Genomic DNA, 18,106 nt, shown 5'->3' on the forward strand with positions numbered 1-18,106 from the left:
GCAATAACGACTCACAGACAATATCTTTAGAGGAGCAGGTAACCGCCACGTCATACCGCCAGGGCTGACTGAGGGATTCCACCGAACGGAAGTTCAGCACATCAAGAAACTCAGTACAGCCATGAACGTCCATCCAGTAGCGTGACTGCCCTGGCAGTTGCTTTACCAAACTGGTTGCATCGTTTATCAGCCTATTCCTCATCGCTTTACTCCCTCTTTTTGGCATTAACATCCATCCCAAGGTCCTTCATTCGTTACCCTTCGCCGTCCCGCACCGTAGCAGCCCTGTCCCCCCGCCGGTTTTACACACGCTACCGCCCTCGCTGTCCTCCTAATAGAACCCAAAGCGCACTGAGTAATGCAGAACGGTGGTCTTTTATTTAACGCCCGGAATAGCAGTCACTCAGCAATAAATGTGCAAGAAAATCCCGTTCGTATCCGCGTACTGCCGGAGTACGTTCAGTTTGAATTCAGCGGCATCTCGGTTCAGATCGGGAGTGACTGCGTAATGCTGAAAAAGACGATAAGCAGAATAAAACAAATAAACTGCCAATATTTTGTCAGACGAGAGAATGAAGCCGTCTGGACGCAGGGCGGAAGCGGTGGCTTCGCAATAACATTATTCCATACTGAAAACTATTCCCTGGCGTAAAAAAGCGAGCGCGCGGTACAACAGGGATGAAACCATGCCACAGCAGAATAAATAAAGTCCAGCCCCGACCGGACCAGACTAACTTTTTAAGATTAACGCCCGAATTACATTGACAAATTACATATAAAAGACCTGAGACATTGATCATGTCATAATATGGCGGGCGGTTCGCACATATCCAGAATAAGCGGCGAAAACGCACCATGAAATACATTGCTATCCTGATTTACATCAGTAAGCGCCGCCTGACCGTTATTTCGTATAACCCGCTAATATTATCCATGCGATCCTGACAGGGATAATATTCCCCGGCCATAAAGCGCAGCGACAGCTTGCGCACCTACCGTCTGACAGACAAAACCCGCATATTGCCTTCAGACACGGCGAAGACTGGCCTGCGCCATCGCCAGGGCATCTTCCCCTGCCGGCAGCCGCGAAGGGGCATCAGGATCGTTCACCATTCGCCAGACGGCCTGAGCCACATCGACAGCCCGCGTCACGCTGGCGTTTTCCTGGATGCTGTCGAGGATCTGCTGGCCGAGCGCCGCATAGCTCTCCGGGAGCTGGCCCATCGTTCGACGCGCGTTTTCCCCGAAGCGGGTCTGGGGATCGCGTCCCGGCAGGATCACCCCGACGCGAATATTGAAGGGCCGCAGCTCCAGCGCCAGGGATGCCGTGAAGGCGTTCACCGCCGCCTTACTCGCGGTATAGACCGCCAGCAGGGGCATCGGCTGTAGGGTGACCGCCGAGGTGATATTCACGATCGTCCCGCTACGGCGCGCTCTGAACCGGGGAAGTACCGCCTGGGTCATGGCGATAGTCCCAAGAGTATTGGTGGCAAACAGGTTCGCTATCGCCTCGTGCGACGCCCCCTCCAGGGCGTTGAGCATCCCCACTCCGGCGTTATTGACCAGAACGTCAATCTCTCCGGCCTCGGCAATCGCCTCGGCGATACTCTGCGCTGAGGTGACGTCAAGGCGCACCAGCCGCAGACGGTCGCTGGCTGGCAACAGATCCTCTCGCAGAACCCGCATCGTGGCGATAACCTTCCAGCCCTGTTCAAGAAAATAACGCGCCGTCTCCAGGCCAAAACCCGATGAACAGCCGGTGATCATAATAGTTTGCATCTCTCTGTCTCCGATTGGCTTCTTCCTTTTCATCATAGACAGCCCGCTCCGGACGATATAGGGTCAATAATCCATCATTCTTTAGCAGGAGTCCGGAAATGAGCGACCCGCTGGCGGAAATCATTGCGATGCTAAATCTCAGAGCGGTGCTGACCAAAACCATTGAGGGGGCGGGAGAATGGCGCGTCATTCGCTCGGACCAGGGCATGTCGTTCTATGGCGTGATACTGGAAGGAGGCTGTCGGCTGGAAATAGACCAGTATCCGCCGCAGACCATGCGCGCCGGGGATTTTATGCTGATCCCGGCGGCGTACCGCTTCGCGCTTACCAGCCTGACCCCGCCGCCTTCACCGGCGCTGGAGACCACCCCGGTGAAACTGGCGGAGGAACACTTTCGCCTGGGAGCCCTCGACCAGCCGGCGGAGATGCTGGCGCTGATTGGCCACTGCGCTGCCGATTCGGATAACGCCAGCCTGCTGACCTCGCTGCTGCCCGCCCTGGTGGTGGTTCGCGACCAGCCGCGGCTGGCCACCTTTGTCGGACTGCTGAAAGAGGAAGCCCAGGCGGATCGCGCAGGTAAATCTTTCGTTCTGGCGCGGATGGTTGAGCTGCTGTTTATCGAGGCCATCCGCTCCTGCGAAACACTCGCCACCCCAGGCCTGGTGCGCGGCCTGAGCGACCCGCGGATCGCCCAGGCAATCCGTCTGCTGCATGAGGCCCCCGCCAGACGCTGGACCGTCAACGCCCTGGCCGCCGACTGCGCGCTGTCTCGCTCGACGTTGTTTGAACGCTTTACCGGCCTGACCGGAATGACCCCGATGGGCTATCTGTTGAGCTGGCGCATGACCCTGGCGATGCAGTGGCTGGGAGAGCCGGGCATCAGCATGGCGGATATCGCCGAGCGCCTCGGCTATGGCTCGGCCAGCGCGTTCAGCGTGGCTTTTACCCGCTATGCCGGGACATCGCCGGGCAAATATGCCCGCCAGCGGGCGGCGCAGCGTACGCCCGGGCCCGCCTTAAGCTAACCTGCCGCAATCGTCGTCTGCAGCCAGCGCTCAAACGCCTGCAGCGCAGGCTCCCCCTCGCCGCCGCCGGGTTTGATCAGGCAGAAGCGCTTGGCCAGCGTCGGGGAGCCCGGCCACGGGGCGAGCAGCGTCCCGTTACGCAGCTCGCTCTCCACATACATCTTCGGCACCAGGGCCACGCCCTGCTGGCTGAGTACCGCAGCGATCGCCATCTCATGCAGATCATAGCGTGGCCCCTGCGCCGGGTTATCCAGCGCCAGACCACACTCCCGGGCATAGTGCAGCCAGGCATCCGGATTTTGCCGCCGATGAATGCGCGGCAGCCGGTTCAGCAGCCCCGGGAGATCGTTATCCGTCAGCAGCGCAGCATGACAGACCGGCAGCAGATACTCCGCAAACAAAAACGTCACATCCATTCCGGTCCACGCCGGGTGATCAAAATGGATAGCCGCATCAAATCCGCTGCCCGGCAGAATGAAGGGGTCGCTGCGAGCGGCGATATTGACCACGATATGCGGATGCTGCGCCGTGAACTGCCCGAGGCGGGGGATGAGCCAGCGGCTGGCGAAGGTGGGGAGCACGGCGATCTCCAGACTGCGGCCATCGGCCGGCATCCCGCTGACGTCGAGGGTTTCCCGCTCCAGCCTGCTGAGGATCTCGCGGACCTGTCTGGCATAGCGGGCGCCTGCCGGATTGAGCCGTACCCGGCTCCCGATTCTGTCGAATAGTTTGCTGTCGAGGAGCGCTTCCAGACGGGCGATCTGCCGGCTGATGGCCCCTTCCGTTAATGCGAGCTCCGCCGCCGCGCGGGCAAAGTTGCCGTGGCGGGCGGCGGCCTCAAAGGCCAGTAGCGCAGCGCTGCTGGGAATTTTACGACGCATAGCCAATGCTCCTTGTGCGGGCTGACTGAAAATCAGTGACAGAATATCACTGAGCCTTGAATAAACATCGTTTTTCAGCGCCATTTTCGCCAGATAGGATGAAGGAAACTCACTGAAGCGCCTTATGCGCTGAATCATCTGTCTCTCGAGGTCACTATGCTCTATGTCGTCGAATGCGCCTACACCGACCCGCAAAGCGAAGCGGCGTGGAATACCTTTTACAATCTGGAAAAATTACCGGCGCTGGTCTCAGTGCCCGGTTTTCTTGCCTCGCAGCGCTTCTGCGCGCTCAGCGAGGGCTGCCCTCGCTACCTGGCGCTACACGATATCCGCGATGCCGCCGTCATCGACAGCGACGCCTATCGCCGCAACGGCGGCGGTCATTTTGCCCGCTGGCAATCGGCGATCGCCGACTGGCATCGCCATCTCTATCTCACAACTAACGCGCTGCGGGAGGTTGCTCCGGACGAGGTGCTGCTGCTGAGCGATACCGTGGAAGCCCTGCCCGTCGCTGCGCCGGTCGTCCTGCAGCCCGGCGGTCTGGCCACCCGGCATACCCGCTATGCTGCCATCGTCCCGCGTGACGACCTGCATCACCACGCCGCCACGGCCGCCGTCTTTGTCTATCAGCCCATTACCGCCCGGTTGCGTCACCCGGCGGAGCAAGCGTGAGGTCAACATGACACCAGCTCCCTTTTATTCCCTGACAGCAGGCGACCTGACGATAAGCGCCATCAGTGATGGCCAGATGACGGCGCCGCTGACGTTACTGGCGGGGATTGCCCCTGAAGAGGCGGCGCGTCTGCAGCGCCAGGCCGGGGTAATCTCGCCGGAAACCATCGAGATCGGCGCTTACCTGATCCGCGGACGCGGGCATACGGTGCTGGTGGATACCGGCACCGGCGGGGCCAACGGCGTCGGCGGCGCGCTTATCGCCAATCTGGCGCTGCTCGGCGTCCGCCCTGAGGACATTGACACCATCCTCCTCACCCACGCGCACCCGGACCATATCGGCGGCCTGCTGACCGCCGCCGGTACACCGGCTTATCCCAACGCCAGGGTGTTCCTGCCCTCGCGGGAAAGCGCTTACTGGCTGGCGCCGTCGACACTGGACAACGCCAGCGAGCGTGGACAACGCAACGTGCTGCTCGTCCGGCGCGTAATGGCGATCTGCGCGACGCAAATTCGTGCTATCGATGAAAATGAGCGGATCGCCGGGATCCGACCATGTCCCCTGCCCGGCCATACGCCGGGGCATACCGGATATCGCCTCGAGGCGGGCGGAACGTCGCTGCTGATCTGGGGGGATATCGTCCACTTCCCCTCGATCCAGAGCGCCCGGCCAGAGGCATCGGTGGCCTTTGACGTCGATCCTGACCAGGCGCGGCGTACACGGGAAAGTCTCCTGCGCCAGGCCGCCAGCGAGCGGTGGCTCGTCGGCGGTATGCATCTTGGCCTGCCGGGATTCGCCAGCGTGGAGAATACCGCCTCAGGCTACTGCCTGCGCCCGGTGTGACCTTCACGCAGAACACCGATCACAGCAAAACCCCGGTCGTGGCATTAACGCGACCGGGGCGTGGTGTCCGGGGAAGTGGATTAGCCGTTAACCGCGGCGCTTCCAGCCTTTTTTACTTTTGCAGCTGGCGGTGGTGGCGACCCAGGGGTGACGCAGCTGGGTCAACTGAAGATCCTGAGAGGCCGGGCTGGCGGCCCAGCGTTTGTTGCACAGAGGCTTACGAGTTGCAATGACCATAAAAACGCTCCTGAAAAGTAATGAACAGTTCCCTGGGTAATTCCATAAGTTCAGAATCAGCTTATCATCACTTAAACGTTGTTATTTCAATCTTTGTTTTGCTATGTAAATGGTGATTGCCACCTGAAAGGCATAAAATTGATCTAGATCAAGGTAAATGCAATTTTTTGTTTCCACCACCTATATTTTCAACCGTTTAACTTCGCACACCTCTTGATTAAGACTTTTCCTATACCACATAATCCAACAGAAGCGAGCGATTTTATCAGATTTTTATTCTAGTTATGTATGCGAATGTGGTTAATTGTTTTGATTATTCTAGCTCATAAAATTCACTTGGTCAGACCGCCGCAGGCGGGTACTCTGCACCGGCAATACGGGGATTTGTCAGGGAGTGGTGGATGACTACAGGCTATAAACTACTTGGCTATAAGTTAGCGGATAATATTTTCTACTGCCTGCATCATCGGGAAATTATCGCGTTACGTGGGACGCGAACGCAAGTTCAGCTGCGCAGCACCATGGCGTGTTTACTGGAGTATTTGCTGGCACATGGCAGAGAACGTCTGGTCAGTGATGAAGAGTTAATGATTAACGTCTGGGAGAAAAATAATCTCCGTCCGTCCGCGCAGCGATTATGGCAGGTCATTCAGACCTTAAAATCTCGCTTAAACCAGGCGGGGGTCGAAAGCGTGTTAATTATCCGCGTTAAGTGCGCAGGGTATTATATTAATCCTGCTTGTGTAGCCGAAATTTATTCCTTCAAACCGCCGGGCATGATGAATTATATAAACACCTCGCCTGCTGATATGAATAAACTTCTGGTTCGCAGCTAATCTCCTTCCCGCGCCGTTTAGATCGCTTGTAACAGGGTTTATTCTTTGAATATTTTAATTCACAGCAATAATATTTATTTTAATATCGGCCTAGCCCAGTGTTTCAGAGATATTCAGGAAACCTTGCCCGGTCTGAACATTATTCATTCACTGCCGCTCAGCCATCTGCCCGATCCGGCCGGGCTGGATGCGATTATTTTAGCGCTGGAAAACTATCACGATTATCAGGCCGCTGCTGAATTAGCCCAGCGCTATCCCGGCCTGGTGGTCGGATTTACCTCCGCCAACAACGTCAAACGCGGACGCGCCTTTTACGCGGATACCCTCCTGTGGGTCAGCCAGCGGGAAAGCGTTCAGGAGATCCGCCGCCTTCTGCTCCGTCTGGCAGATCGCAGCCGCCCTTTCGCGCCGCGCCATCAGCGTCAGAGTCACTCCTCCCGGCTGCGAGCCCCACTCAATGACCTGGAGATGCAGATGATCCGTGGCGTGGTCGGCGGCCAGTCGATTAATCAAATGGCAGACACGCTGGGCGTCAATCGCAAGCGGGTTTACAACGGACTGGAGCGGATCAAAAGTAATTTTCGCCTCGTCAGCCATACCCATTTTCATCATTTTATGACCGCGGAGGCCACGTTTAGCCGCCTCTGCGCCGATCTGAGTTGCTATAGACCAGGGCTACGGCCAGCCCGGCAACGACGTGCTGCATCGCGACCGGCCGAAAATCATTCATATTATTTGAATGAGTTTCGCAAATTGTTTTGATTTAAACCGCCAGGCGTTGCGCGTATTCTTTATCACATCAGGGCGACAAGCCCTATATCAGACACCAGATTAAGGAATATGACCATGAAATCCATCAAAACTTTCGTTGCTGTTGCTGCACTGTCGCTGTTCTCTTCCGTCAGCTTCGCCCAGAGCGTCAGCGCCACCGCTTCCACCCTGGACCGTGCAGAAGCCAAAATCGCCGCCCAGGCCGCTGAGCAGGGTGCGTCCTATAAAATCACCAGCGCCCAGTTTAATAATCGCGTTCATATGACGGCTGAGCTGAGCAAATAATCTCTTCCCTCTTTCGCGATTAAAAAAGCGCCGTCAAAAACGGCGCTTTTTTTTCGCCTCTTTCTCCGGGCAGTGATTTCCTGACCGGCGCGCTGTGGCGTTCAGCCGATGACGGGCCAATACTTAGCGCATCCCCTGGATAAAGAGAGCCCCATGATGAAAGCCTGGATCGTCAACAAACCCGGTTCGCTGGATAATCTGCAGCTTGTCGATCTTGCCGACCCCGGCGCGCCGGCGGCAGGCGAGATCCGCGTAGCGCTACACGCCACCTCCCTGAACTATCACGATTTGCTGGTAGCGACGGGGGTGATTCCCACTGCCGATCGGCGGATCCTGATGGCGGACGGCGCGGGGGTGGTCGAAGCGGTTGGCGCCGGGGTCAGCGAGTTTCAGCCAGGCGACCGGGTGGTCGCTGGCTTTTTCCCGCAGTGGCTGGATGGCCGTCCGGGCCCGCAGGTGAAGGACTTCAGCCAGACGCCGGGCGACGGCGCCGAGGGGTTCGCCTGCCAGTATGTGGTCAGACCGGCCAGTCATTTTACCCATGCGCCTGAAGGATGGAGCTTCAGGGAGGCGGCGACGATCACCACCTCCGGCCTCACCGCCTGGCGCGCGCTGGTGGTGGAGGGGCGGCTAAAAGCGGGCGATACGGTGCTGACGCTCGGCACCGGCGGCGTGTCGATAACCGCCCTGCAGCTGGCGAAAAGCATGGGCGCGCAGGTCATCGTCACCTCCTCATCCGATGAAAAGCTCGCCCGCGCGCGCGCCCTGGGGGCTGACCATCTCATCAATTACCGCACCACCCCGGCATGGGGCGCTACGGTGCAGGACATCACCGGTCATCGCGGGGCCGATATTATCCTGGAGCTCGGCGGACCGGGCACCCTGGGCCAGTCGTTCGAGGCCGTCAGTGTTGGCGGACACATCGCGCTGATCGGCGTCCTGACTGGCTTCGAAGGTCATGTGCCCACCCATCTGCTGATGAGTAAACAGGCCCGACTGCAGGGGCTGGTGGTGGGTCATCGCCGGCAACAGCAGGACTACGTCAACGCGCTGAACCTGCAGGCGTCGCGGCCGGTCATCGATAAAGTGTTTGATTTTGCGGCCTTACCAGACGCCTTCCGCTATCTGCAAAGCGGCGCCCATTTCGGCAAAATTTGCGTGGAGTGGTAGTGGTGAGGAGATGAGATGAACAGGGCCTCCATGCCCTGGGAACGGCTTTATTCGAAAAAGACGTCCGGATTTTCCGACAGCGAAACAAAGGATTTGGTGTTTTTATCCAGCGCCTGAATCTCGCCGCTTTCAATGTCATAGAACCAGCCGTGCAGGCGCAGGGTCTGGTCGCGCAGACCGACCGCCACCGACGGGTGGGTTTTGATGTTGTTCAACTGAGCGATGACGTTTTCCTGCACCATGCCGTTGACCTTATCGGTTTCGCTGGCCCAGGTTTTCTTTTCCACCACCGCTTTCGCAGCATCAGCGTAGCGCAGCCAGTGAGACACCGCCGGCATCGGCTCCAGGCACTGGCAGGTGGCGATCGCTTTCATCGCCCCGCAGTTAGAGTGGCCGCAGATCACGATATCCGTCACGCCCAGCGCAACCACGGCATACTCAATGGTCGCGGATACACCGCCCGGCTCCGGCCCGAAAGACGGCACGATATTCCCGGCATTACGAATAACAAAGAGCTGTCCCGGCTCCTGCTGGGTAACCAGTTCCGGCACCAGACGGCTGTCAGAGCAGGAGATGAAAAGCGCTTTGGGATTCTGGCTGGAGGCCAGGCTGCGGAAGAGCTCTTTACGCTGGGGGAAGATCTCTTTCTGGAAGTTGAGGAAGCCCTCAATGATATGTTGCATAGCAGTGTCTCTTCTCTGTAGTTATTACGGTATGACAAAGATCACAGTTATTCAGTTTACCATCGCTGACAGGAATGGGAATCGTTATTCAAACAGTTGCGCAGAAAACGCGCGCTGCGGATGCCCGTTCAGCCTCGCCTTTTCCACAGGGTTTTCACGTGCTTTCCTGAGCCAGTTTGTTACTCTGTTTGCTCGTACCGTCCCCACGTTGCCGACCGCCTGCCGGCGGCGGACATACCAGGAGTTGCTATGTTCTTATCCAGCCTGATGGCCCTTGCCGCGGTGCTGATCATGGGGGTGATCAGTCCCGGCCCGAGCTTTATTTTTGTCGCGCGCAATGCGGTCGCCCGCTCGCGCCTGCACGGTCTGGTGACCGCCCTGGGCACCGGCGCCGGCGCCGCCATTTTTTCTATTATGGCGATGCTGGGCCTGCAGAAGGTGCTCACCGCGGTGCCGGAGCTGTTTATTGGCTTGAAAGTAGCGGGCGGGCTCTACCTGCTATGGTTGGGCTATAAGATTTTCCGCGGTTCGGCGCAGCCGATGGATTTTTCCGCCAGCGGCATGGACGGCAACCGTTCGTTGCTGAAGACTTTCCGCGACGGGCTGTATACTCAGTTGAGCAATCCCAAAACCGCGCTGGTGTTTGCCTCGATTTTTACCGCCGTGCTGCCGGCGCAGATCCCCACCGCCTTCTATTACATCGTGCCGCTGATGAGTTTCCTGATTGACGTCAGTTGGTATTCGCTGGTGGCGCTGGTGCTCTCCGCTGATCGTCCGCGTCGGGTCTACCTGCGGCTGAAGCGGCGAATCGATATCGCCACCGCGACGGTGCTGGGGGCGCTGGGACTGCGGCTTATCGCCACCTCCCTCACCCGCTAGCGGCTACACGGTATGGATGCGAATATCGTGTTGCTGAAAGGCAACGCGATATTCACGACTGATGTTCTCCTCCACCACCAGCACATCGATATCGCTGCTCGCGGCCACCACGAATCGCGCCACCGCCGGAATTTTATCCGAGGTCAGGCCGATGATAATTTCGCTGCACTGCTTAATCACCGCTTTCTTAAACTCGCAGTCGGCATAGTCAAAGCCGGTCAGGCCCGACTCTGGCGCCATGGCGCAGCCGCCGATAAACCCCTGGTCGAATAACATCCCCTGCACCTGAGCCACCGCCGCGGCCCCAACGCAGCCCCCGCTCGCCCGCTGCACCTGGCCGCCGAGCATCACCACCTCGTAGAGCGGCTTTTTCACCAGTACCGCGGCGATCTCCGGAGAGTTCGTTACCACCGTCAGCGCCAGCTCGGCGGGCAGCGCCTCGGCCATCGCCAGATTGGTGGTGCCGGTATCAATGAAAAGGATGCCGCCGGGTTTCACCAGCCGGGCGCACTGCTGCGCAATCCTGAGTTTTGTTGCTCGGTTTTTATCTTTCCGTTCACTGTAATCTCCCGCTTCCGGCAGGCTCAACACCGCCCCGCCGTAGACTTTTTTACAGACGCCTTCGCGGCTAAGCTCATGCAGATCGCGGCGGATGGTGTGCTCAGACACCTGAAGACGCGCCGCCAGCTCCGCACACACCACCCTGCCGTTTTCCTGCAGGATCTGGCAAATCAGCGCTTGTCGCTGTTGAGGAAAAGCAGCATAATCGAGCAAAGAAACTCCTTAAATCATCATAAACGAGCAACAGCAAGCATGATCGTCTGCCCTGCCGTGATTGTCAATGTTCCTGCCCGGAGGTTTACCATGAAAATTGCCCATTTCGCCCTGTGGACCCAACGGCTTGAGGCTCAGGCCCGCTTCTGGGTCGAGTTCTTTGCCGCCAGCATCAATGAAAAATACCTCAGCCAGACCAATCCCGGCTTTGCCTCCTATTTTGTCACCATCGACGACGAGGTGGTGATCGAGCTGATGACCAAGCCTGGCCTGCAGCAGGCCAGCGCGGATAATAACCATACCGGCTGGGCGCACCTGGCCCTCTCGGTGGGCGGCGCAGACCAGGTCGATGCCCTTGCCCAGCGCGCCGGAGCGGCGGGCATACTGGTTTCACCGCCGCGCACCACCGGCGACGGCTATTATGAGGCGGTGATCGCCGATCCCGATGGCAACCTGATTGAAATCGTCGCATAGTCAGCAGACCGCCAGCCATAAGGAGGCATCCATGGCACGTTACCGGATCATCGACACCGCGGCCTGGCCCCGCCGGGACCATTTCACCTTTTACCGACAATTTGCCAACCCCAGCTTTAATCTCTGCGTTCCGATAGAGGCGCAGCGCCTGTACGAATGTGCGAAGGACCGTCGGGTCTCGTTTTTTCAGCTCGCGCTCTATGCCCTGCTGCGTGCGGCCAACGGGGTACCGCAGCTCCGACAGCGCATGCGCAATGGCGAGGTGATTGAATATGACAGTCTGGCGGTCATGACGCCGGTGATGACCGTCGAGGAGGGCTTCCGCCAGGTATGGTGCGACAACGCTCCCGAGTTCACCACCTTCAGCGCCGCGGCAACGCCAAAGATCGTCGCGGCAAGGGAGACATCGCCTGCGCCGCTCATCGTCGATGGCGAACATTTTATCTGCGCCAGCTGTCTGCCGTGGCTCCACTTCACCTCGATGACCCATGCGGAATACGCGGTGGGCGCCGCGGTTCCGGCGCTCACCTGGGGGAAACTGCAGAACGGCGTGATCCCGGTGGCCGGGCGATTTAACCATGCCTTCGTCGACGGTCTCCACGCCAGCCGCTTTTATGCCCTCATCGAAGAGGGGTTTTGCGACCCCGAGCGGCTCTGGCAGCCGCTAGCCGCAACCGCCCCCTCACTGCTTCCCCCTGCGGCGAAGGAGCGTTAACGTCTGCCCGGAACCGACCGTCACGGTGTCTTACGCCGTACACGGCGGTCGGTACGGGTCCACTTTCATCGTTCTCGCCCAGCCGGCGGAAACCGCGCAGGTGTGACGCCTGTTCAGAACCTCGCGATGGAAAGGCTGGGTCGCGGACAGCATGTTGCCTCCCTCATCGCACAGCGGAAACCACTGTTTTATAGCCATAGAATGGGATTATATTGCCGAACCTTTGCTAAGGATAATTGATTATAAATCATAGCGTTTCAGTGTTAGACAGGGCGAAGTGCGCCTCTTATCTTTCGTCATGAATTGTAAATCACCACGCAATCACTTGATGAGGTAGCACTTTTGTCCAGATTACAACAAGGATTAAAAACCAGAAAAACCCGCTTTGCCCTGGCGCTAAAAGTGGCCCTGCTCGGCGGCGTGGTAGCATTTTCTTCTGCCGTCTTTGCTGAGGGTCTCCTGAAAGAAGGCATCACCCCGGCCGCCGACGCCAGTCAGATCCCGGCCAGCGCTAAGTTGCGCAAAGACACGGTAGTGGCCGGGATCTCCGAGCCGCAGGGGATCTTCAACCCCTACTTTTTCGTCAACGGCTGGGATGAAAACGTCACTAACGTCATTTTTTCACGCCTGATCGACTGGGACAGCCAGGGCAAGCTGGTCCCGGGGCTGGCGGAGAGCTGGACGGTCAGCCCGGACAATAAAGTCTATACCATCAAATTGCGCCCTGGCCTGACCTTCAGCGACGGTTCACCGCTGACGGCGGAAGATGTCGCCTTTACCCTGACGGTCCTGCTCGACCCCAAATATGATGGCGATACCGACATCACTCTGGCCAATATCGCCGGCGGCGCAGAATACAAAGCCGGCAAGGCTGACCGCGTCAGCGGTCTGAAGGTCATCGACCCGCTCACCCTGCAGGTGACCACCACCCAGCCAGGCGCCACCACGCTGGCCAAAATTGGCGGGCCGGTGTTGTCGAAAGCCTGGTACGGCAAAGGATATCAGCGGGGAAATCTCGACTATCTGCGCTCACTGCACGGCAAGCCGCTGGGCAACGGCCCTTACGTGTACGATACCTATATTCCCGGTCAGGAAATTCGCTTCCATGCCAATAGCCACTTTTACCGTGGGACGCCGCCAACGCCGCGCTTTATCTATCGCGTAACCAATCCGTCGACCAACTTCCAGCTGTTCCAGACCGGGGAGACCGACTACGACGCCTTTACCTCACGTCCTGACGATATCGAACAGCTGAAGATGCTCGGCTTCGCCAACATTAACCTTTACGGCTCCAGCGACTACAGCCAGGTGGAATTCAACGTTCATCGCCCGGCGCTGCAGGATAAGCGGGTGCGCCAGGCGCTGATTTACGGCCTGGACCGGCAAAAGCTGATCGACGTGGTCTATCAGGGGTACGGCAAAGTCGCCATCGAGCCGATCGCCCCGATCTCTTGGGCCTTTAACGCAGAAGGCGTCAATCCTTACCCTTACGATCCGGCGCAGGCGAAAAAGCTGCTGGATGAGGCCGGCTGGAAAGCTGGCGCCGACGGTATCCGCGTCAAAGAGGGCCAGCGCCTGGAGCTGAGCCTGCTGGTGAGCAAGAAGGTGCTCAACGATGCGCTGATCCCCATCGCCAAGGAGAGCTGGCGGCAGATCGGCGTGCTGCTTAAGCCGCAGGTGGTGGATTTCAACGCCCTGATGGCGCAGCGCAAAGCCGGAAATTACGATCTGGCCTCGTTCAGCACCAGCACCCTCAACGACCCGCACGACGGGGTATGGGATTTCTACAGCAGCGAAGCGAAAGCGTCCGGCTACCACAACGCGGAGGTCGATAAGCTGATTAACGCCGGCAACGCGGTGCTCGACATCGAACAGCGCAAGCCGATCTATCACCAGCTGTACAAAGTGCTGGCCGACGATCCGCCGGTGATCCTGCTCGGCTATCGCAACATTCTTTCCGCCAGCAGCGCCCGCGTCACCGGCTTTAAACCGGATATCTACAACGGCCTGACCGGCAGCCTGCCGGATGTGAAAATCGTCAAGTAAATCCTCTGGCCGCCGGGTTAACCGGCGGCTGATGCGAGATCGTCATGAAAAATTTCATCCTGAGGCGCCTGCTGCAAACGCTGCCGATGCTGCTGCTGGCCTCGTTCATTATTTTTATGCTGTTTGCCAAAACCCCCGGCGACTTTATCGATGGCAATATCACCCTGACCGCCGCCCGCGCCGCGGAGCTGAAGGCGATCTATGGCCTCGACCAGCCGCTGTTCACCCGCTATCTCCACTGGCTGGGACAGCTGCTGCGCGGCGATTTAGGCTTTTCGCTGCAGTATCAGATCCCGGTCAGCCAGCTGCTCAACCAGTACATCTGGAACTCTTTTCTGCTGGCCAGCGTCGCGCTGGTCTTTTACTGGGGCATTGGCCTGGCGGTCGGCGTGGTGTCAGCCCTGCGACCCGGCTCCTGGTTTGATCATCTGGTGAGCGTCGCGGTGTTTGCCGCCATGTCGTTCCCCACCTTTTTCCTCTGCCTGCTGCTGATTAAATGGTTTGCCGTCGATCTCCACTGGCTGCCGGTAGGCGGGATGGCCAATACCGGCAGCGACGAGAGCGGCTGGCAGTATGTGCTGCAGGTGGCGGCCCACCTGGCGCTGCCGGTGCTGGCGCTGGTGATGCTGCAGGCGGGCAGCCTGACGCGCTATGTGCGCGCCAGTATGCTCGACGTGGTGAAAATGGATTTTATCCGTACCGCCCGCGCCAAGGGGTTGCAGGAGCGCACGGTGATCCTCAAACATGCGCTGCGCAACGCCCTGCTGCCGATCATCACCCTGCTGGGCTTCGAGCTGCCGGGGCTGTTCTCCGGGGCGATCATTACCGAAAAGGTATTCAACTGGCCGGGGGCGGGCCACATCCATATCGACTCGCTGGCCGCCCGCGACTATCCGGTGCTGATGGGGTTCACCCTGTTTCTGGCGGTGCTGACGATCGTCGGTAATTTGCTCGCCGACGTGCTGTACGCCTGGGCCGATCCGCGTATTCGGGTGAGGTCATGATGATCCTGTCTTACTTTGCTTCCCGTCGTCGCCAGCCGCAGGCGGCTATCCCGGCGCTGGCGCACATTACCCCCTCTCCCTGGCGCCAGGGGTGGCGACAGCTGCGCCGTAACCGGCTGGCCATGTTCAGCCTGTTCCTGCTGGCGGTCATGGCGGTGTGGTGCGCGCTGGGGCCCGTCTGGTCGCCGTGGAAAGAGGATGCCACCGACGCCCTGAGCATCAACCAACCGCCCGGTGCCGAACACTGGCTGGGGACCGATTTCCTCGGCCGCGATGTTTACACCCGCCTGCTGCTGGCCGGGCGCATCTCGCTGATTATCGGCCTGCTGACCATGGTGATGTCGGTGTTCCTGGGCTATCTGCTCGGCGCTCTCTCGGGGTATGTCGGCGGGTTAACCGACAGAGTGATCATGCGCGTGGCCGACCTGGTGATGACCATCCCCGGATTGCCGCTGTTGATCGTCGCCGGGGCGATGCTTTCCGAGCTCGATTTTTCTCCGGACTCGCGCATCTATATGGTGGTGGTGATGCTCAGCCTGCTGGAGTGGCCCCGACTGGCGCGGCTGGTGCGCGGACAATGTCTCTCCCTGCGCGAACGCGATTTTATGCTGGCCACCCAGGTGCTGGGCCTGTCGGCGCGTCGCCGGCTGTTTGGCCACCTGCTGCCGAATACCATTCCGATTCTGGTGGTGATGGCGACCATGGCTGTCGCCAACGCCATTCTCAGCGAATCCGCGCTGAGCTATCTCGGCCTCGGCGTGGTGCCGCCGACGCCGTCGTGGGGCAATATGATGGACGCCGCCAATAGCCTGATCGATTTCCAGCGCCGTCCCTGGCTGTGGATGCCGCCAGGGATCGCCATCTTTATCACCGTGATCGCCATTAACGTGCTGGGCGATGGCCTGCGCGACGCCATGGATCCCAATATGAAACCGAGGCTGAAATGAGCATACCGTTAGTCTCCTTTAATCATCTCTCCGTCTCTTTCGCTGGCGAACGCCATCGCGTGCGCGCGGTGCAGGACGTCTCTTTCACGATTCAGGCCGGGCAAACCGTTGGCGTGGTGGGCGAGTCCGGCTGCGGCAAAAGCGTCACCGCGATGGCGCTGATGGGCCTCCTGCCGCCGCAGGCCGCGCGCATCGACGGCGGCGAGATCCGTTTCGCGGACCGCGATCTGCTGCGGCTAAAAGCCAGACAGATGGCCGACCTGCGCGGCCACCAGCTGGCAATGATCTTTCAGGAACCGATGTCGGCCCTGAACCCGGTGTTGACCATCGGAGAGCAGCTGTGCGAACCACCGATCCGCCACCTCGGCGCCACGCCGAAAGCCGCCTGGCAGCAGGCTACCCGGCTGCTCAGCGAGGTCGGCCTGGCGCGCGGCGACAGCCTGATGGTCAGCTATCCCCACCAGCTTTCCGGCGGCATGCTGCAGCGGGTGATGATCGCCATGGCGCTGAGCTGTCAGCCCAAACTGCTGATTGCCGACGAACCCACCACCGCGCTTGACGTCACCGTGCAGGCGCAGATCCTGCGCCTGCTGCGGGACCGGGCGCGGGCCAGCCAGATGGCGATGATGCTGATTACCCACGACCTGGGGGTGATCGCGCAGATGGCCGAGCAGGTAGTGGTGATGTATGCCGGACGGATTGTGGAACAGGGCGCCACCGCGGAGGTGTTACGCCATCCGCAGCACCCTTACACGCGTGGGCTCATCGCCTCCCGCCCGGTGCCGGGCGAGCGGCGGCGTCGGCTGTACTCGATTCCCGGCCAGGTGCCGGACCTGGCCGCCCTGCCGACGGGCTGCGCCTTTGCCGGGCGCTGCGAGCGGGCGACACCGCGCTGCCGGGAGGCGATTCCGCCGCTGCTCGGCGAGCACCAGCGGGCCGCCTGCTTTTACAGTGAATTTGCGGAGGCGACAGCATGAGCGAACGCTATGTTATTGAAGTGGATGGATTGAAAAAATATTTTCCGCTGCGCGACGGCCTGTTTGGCCAACAGACCGGCGAGCTTCGCGCGGTGGACGGCGTCAGCTTTAACATCCGTCCGGGCACCATTTTTGGCCTGGTGGGCGAGTCCGGCAGCGGGAAAACCACCGTCGGCCGAACCCTGCTTGGCCTGTACGAGAAGAGCGCCGGCAGCGTGAAATTTCACGGTCAGGAGCTGGCCGACCTGACCGCGCCTGCCCTGCGCGCCATTCGGCCGAAGATGCAGCTGGTATTTCAGGATCCCTACAGCTCGCTGAACCCGCGGCTGCGTATTGGCGAGGCGATAGGCGAAGCTATGCTGCAGCACAAGCTCTGCGCCCGCGATGAGCTGTATGACCGGGTGATTGACGTGATGAAGATCTGCGGCCTGGCGCCGGAACACTACGCCCGCTTCCCGCATCAGTTTTCCGGCGGCCAGCGCCAGCGGATCGGTATTGCCCGGGCGCTGATCCTCAACCCGGATTTTATCGTCGCCGATGAGCCCATCTCGGCCCTCGATGTGTCCATTCAGGCGCAGATCATCAATTTGTTTTCCGACCTGCGCGACGACCGCGGCGTCACGTTTCTGTTTATCTCCCACGACCTCGGGGTGGTGGAGCATCTATGTGACGATGTGGCGGTGATGTATCTCGGGCAACTGGTGGAAAGCGCCAGCCGCGATGCGCTGTTCAGCCGCCCCCTCCACCCCTACACCCGCGCGCTTCTGGCCGCGGTGCCGACCCTCGACCCGCACAGCGAACCGCAGGAGCTGGTGCAAGGCGAGATCCCGGATCCGGTCAATCCTCCCGCCGGCTGCCGTTTTTCATCTCGTTGCCCGCAGGTCGGCGAGCGGTGCCGCAGAGAAGCGCCGGCGCTGCGCGAGGTGGCCCCTGGCCATCGGGTCGCCTGCCATTGGATCGCGTCCTGAGCGCGGTCGGCCGGGTTATTTATTTCTAAACAAGCGGCCGATTGTGCGCAGCGGCGCCAGGATTTACTATCCGCTGCGTCTTGTGAGACGCGTTATGAATGAAGCGTAATATTTTTATTCATTTTTGCCCGATGGCTTC

The 18,106-nt window shown here is 59.6% G+C and carries 20 protein-coding genes and 1 pseudogene; 15 read left to right on the forward strand and 6 right to left on the reverse strand.

Annotated elements, in window-relative coordinates; all coding sequences use genetic code 11:
- Together ABLV52_RS11175 and ABLV52_RS11180 are read right to left on the reverse strand one after the other, a co-directional pair.
- Nucleotides 1–202, reverse strand: a pseudogene (locus tag ABLV52_RS11175) (type VI secretion system tip protein VgrG); the annotation flags it as partial.
- An 824-nt stretch (nt 203–1,026) separates the two neighbouring features.
- Nucleotides 1,027–1,779 (reverse strand): SDR family oxidoreductase, encoded by a 753-nt coding sequence (locus tag ABLV52_RS11180; protein WP_032428872.1) that lies wholly within the window; start codon nt 1,777–1,779, stop codon nt 1,027–1,029.
- 98 nt (nt 1,780–1,877) lie between these two features.
- Here ABLV52_RS11180 and ABLV52_RS11185 point away from each other — a divergent pair, with 98 nt between their 5' ends.
- The gene (locus ABLV52_RS11185; protein ID WP_348890376.1) at nt 1,878–2,804 is read left to right on the forward strand and encodes an AraC family transcriptional regulator; all 927 of its coding nucleotides are present in this window, start codon (nt 1,878–1,880) and stop codon (nt 2,802–2,804) included.
- On the opposite strand, the gene ABLV52_RS11190 is transcribed toward ABLV52_RS11185, so the two are convergent.
- Nucleotides 2,801–3,685 (reverse strand): LysR substrate-binding domain-containing protein, encoded by an 885-nt coding sequence (locus tag ABLV52_RS11190; RefSeq protein ID WP_049014274.1) that lies wholly within the window; start codon nt 3,683–3,685, stop codon nt 2,801–2,803. The two genes, ABLV52_RS11185 and ABLV52_RS11190, sit on opposite strands and share 4 nt — an antisense overlap.
- Before the next feature lie 156 nt (nt 3,686–3,841).
- Between ABLV52_RS11190 and ABLV52_RS11195 the strand changes: the two genes are divergently transcribed.
- Both ABLV52_RS11195 and ABLV52_RS11200 read left to right on the forward strand, forming a co-directional pair.
- Nucleotides 3,842–4,357: a hypothetical protein gene (locus ABLV52_RS11195; RefSeq protein WP_348890377.1), complete on the forward strand. Its 516-nt coding sequence runs from the start codon at nt 3,842–3,844 to the stop codon at nt 4,355–4,357.
- 7 nt (nt 4,358–4,364) lie between these two features.
- On the forward strand, nt 4,365–5,201 hold the full coding sequence (locus ABLV52_RS11200; RefSeq protein ID WP_348890378.1) for an MBL fold metallo-hydrolase: 837 nt from the start codon (nt 4,365–4,367) through the stop codon (nt 5,199–5,201).
- A gap of 87 nt (nt 5,202–5,288) precedes the next feature.
- Here ABLV52_RS11200 and ABLV52_RS11205 read toward each other — a convergent pair whose 3' ends face one another.
- Nucleotides 5,289–5,438, reverse strand: coding sequence for a hypothetical protein (locus ABLV52_RS11205; RefSeq protein ID WP_023289961.1), 150 nt, complete (start codon nt 5,436–5,438; stop codon nt 5,289–5,291).
- A 401-nt stretch (nt 5,439–5,839) separates the two neighbouring features.
- On the opposite strand from ABLV52_RS11205, the gene ABLV52_RS11210 reads away from it, so the two are divergent.
- From ABLV52_RS11210 to ABLV52_RS11225, 4 genes are all read left to right on the forward strand, one after another.
- Nucleotides 5,840–6,274: a winged helix-turn-helix domain-containing protein gene (locus ABLV52_RS11210; RefSeq protein WP_023289962.1), complete on the forward strand. Its 435-nt coding sequence runs from the start codon at nt 5,840–5,842 to the stop codon at nt 6,272–6,274.
- Nucleotides 6,275–6,319: 45 nt separating this feature from the next.
- Nucleotides 6,320–7,036 carry a hypothetical protein gene (locus ABLV52_RS11215; RefSeq protein WP_348890379.1) on the forward strand — a complete coding sequence of 239 codons (717 nt, stop codon included), beginning with the start codon at nt 6,320–6,322 and terminating at the stop codon, nt 7,034–7,036.
- Between the two features lie 84 nt (nt 7,037–7,120).
- Nucleotides 7,121–7,330, forward strand: a complete 210-nt coding sequence (locus ABLV52_RS11220; RefSeq protein WP_004202908.1) for a YdgH/BhsA/McbA-like domain containing protein — start codon at nt 7,121–7,123, stop codon at nt 7,328–7,330.
- A 153-nt stretch (nt 7,331–7,483) separates the two neighbouring features.
- Complete coding sequence (locus tag ABLV52_RS11225; protein ID WP_232711821.1) at nt 7,484–8,500, forward strand: NAD(P)-dependent alcohol dehydrogenase; 1,017 nt, start codon at nt 7,484–7,486, stop codon at nt 8,498–8,500.
- Nucleotides 8,501–8,547: 47 nt separating this feature from the next.
- On the opposite strand, the gene ABLV52_RS11230 is transcribed toward ABLV52_RS11225, so the two are convergent.
- A complete protein-coding gene (locus ABLV52_RS11230) occupies nt 8,548–9,183 on the reverse strand; it encodes a carbonic anhydrase (protein ID WP_023289965.1) in 636 nt (211 codons plus the stop codon).
- 249 nt (nt 9,184–9,432) lie between these two features.
- Here ABLV52_RS11230 and ABLV52_RS11235 point away from each other — a divergent pair, with 249 nt between their 5' ends.
- Nucleotides 9,433–10,062, forward strand: a complete 630-nt coding sequence (locus tag ABLV52_RS11235) for a LysE family transporter (protein ID WP_032453132.1) — start codon at nt 9,433–9,435, stop codon at nt 10,060–10,062.
- 3 nt (nt 10,063–10,065) lie between these two features.
- On the opposite strand, the gene ABLV52_RS11240 is transcribed toward ABLV52_RS11235, so the two are convergent.
- A complete protein-coding gene (locus ABLV52_RS11240) occupies nt 10,066–10,836 on the reverse strand; it encodes a DeoR/GlpR family DNA-binding transcription regulator (protein WP_032453133.1) in 771 nt (256 codons plus the stop codon).
- Nucleotides 10,837–10,926: 90 nt separating this feature from the next.
- Between ABLV52_RS11240 and ABLV52_RS11245 the strand changes: the two genes are divergently transcribed.
- The 7 genes from ABLV52_RS11245 to ABLV52_RS11275 all read left to right on the forward strand — a co-directional run bounded on the left by ABLV52_RS11245 (nt 10,927) and on the right by ABLV52_RS11275 (nt 17,967).
- Nucleotides 10,927–11,310, forward strand: coding sequence for a VOC family protein (locus tag ABLV52_RS11245; protein WP_023289968.1), 384 nt, complete (start codon nt 10,927–10,929; stop codon nt 11,308–11,310).
- Nucleotides 11,311–11,341: 31 nt separating this feature from the next.
- Nucleotides 11,342–12,025, forward strand: a complete 684-nt coding sequence (locus ABLV52_RS11250) for a CatA-like O-acetyltransferase, family 1 (protein ID WP_348890380.1) — start codon at nt 11,342–11,344, stop codon at nt 12,023–12,025.
- 342 nt (nt 12,026–12,367) lie between these two features.
- The gene (locus ABLV52_RS11255) at nt 12,368–14,071 is read left to right on the forward strand and encodes an ABC transporter substrate-binding protein (RefSeq protein WP_348890381.1); all 1,704 of its coding nucleotides are present in this window, start codon (nt 12,368–12,370) and stop codon (nt 14,069–14,071) included.
- 44 nt (nt 14,072–14,115) lie between these two features.
- Entirely contained in the window at nt 14,116–15,075 is a 960-nt protein-coding gene (locus ABLV52_RS11260) for an ABC transporter permease (protein WP_348890382.1), read from the forward strand.
- Complete coding sequence (gene opp4C, locus ABLV52_RS11265) at nt 15,072–16,022, forward strand: oligopeptide ABC transporter permease (protein WP_348890383.1); 951 nt, start codon at nt 15,072–15,074, stop codon at nt 16,020–16,022. The genes ABLV52_RS11260 and opp4C overlap by 4 nt, the downstream gene beginning before the upstream one ends.
- Entirely contained in the window at nt 16,019–16,999 is a 981-nt protein-coding gene (locus ABLV52_RS11270; RefSeq protein ID WP_241509461.1) for an ABC transporter ATP-binding protein, read from the forward strand. Before opp4C ends, ABLV52_RS11270 begins: the two co-directional genes overlap by 4 nt.
- Nucleotides 16,996–17,967 (forward strand): oligopeptide/dipeptide ABC transporter ATP-binding protein, encoded by a 972-nt coding sequence (locus ABLV52_RS11275; RefSeq protein ID WP_348890384.1) that lies wholly within the window; start codon nt 16,996–16,998, stop codon nt 17,965–17,967. Before ABLV52_RS11270 ends, ABLV52_RS11275 begins: the two co-directional genes overlap by 4 nt.
- The last annotated feature ends 139 nt before the right edge of the window (nt 17,968–18,106 follow it).

It is taken from the genome of Klebsiella sp. GB_Kp056, from assembly GCF_040064755.1.
GTDB classification, from domain to species: Bacteria; Pseudomonadota; Gammaproteobacteria; order Enterobacterales; family Enterobacteriaceae; genus Klebsiella; species Klebsiella quasipneumoniae.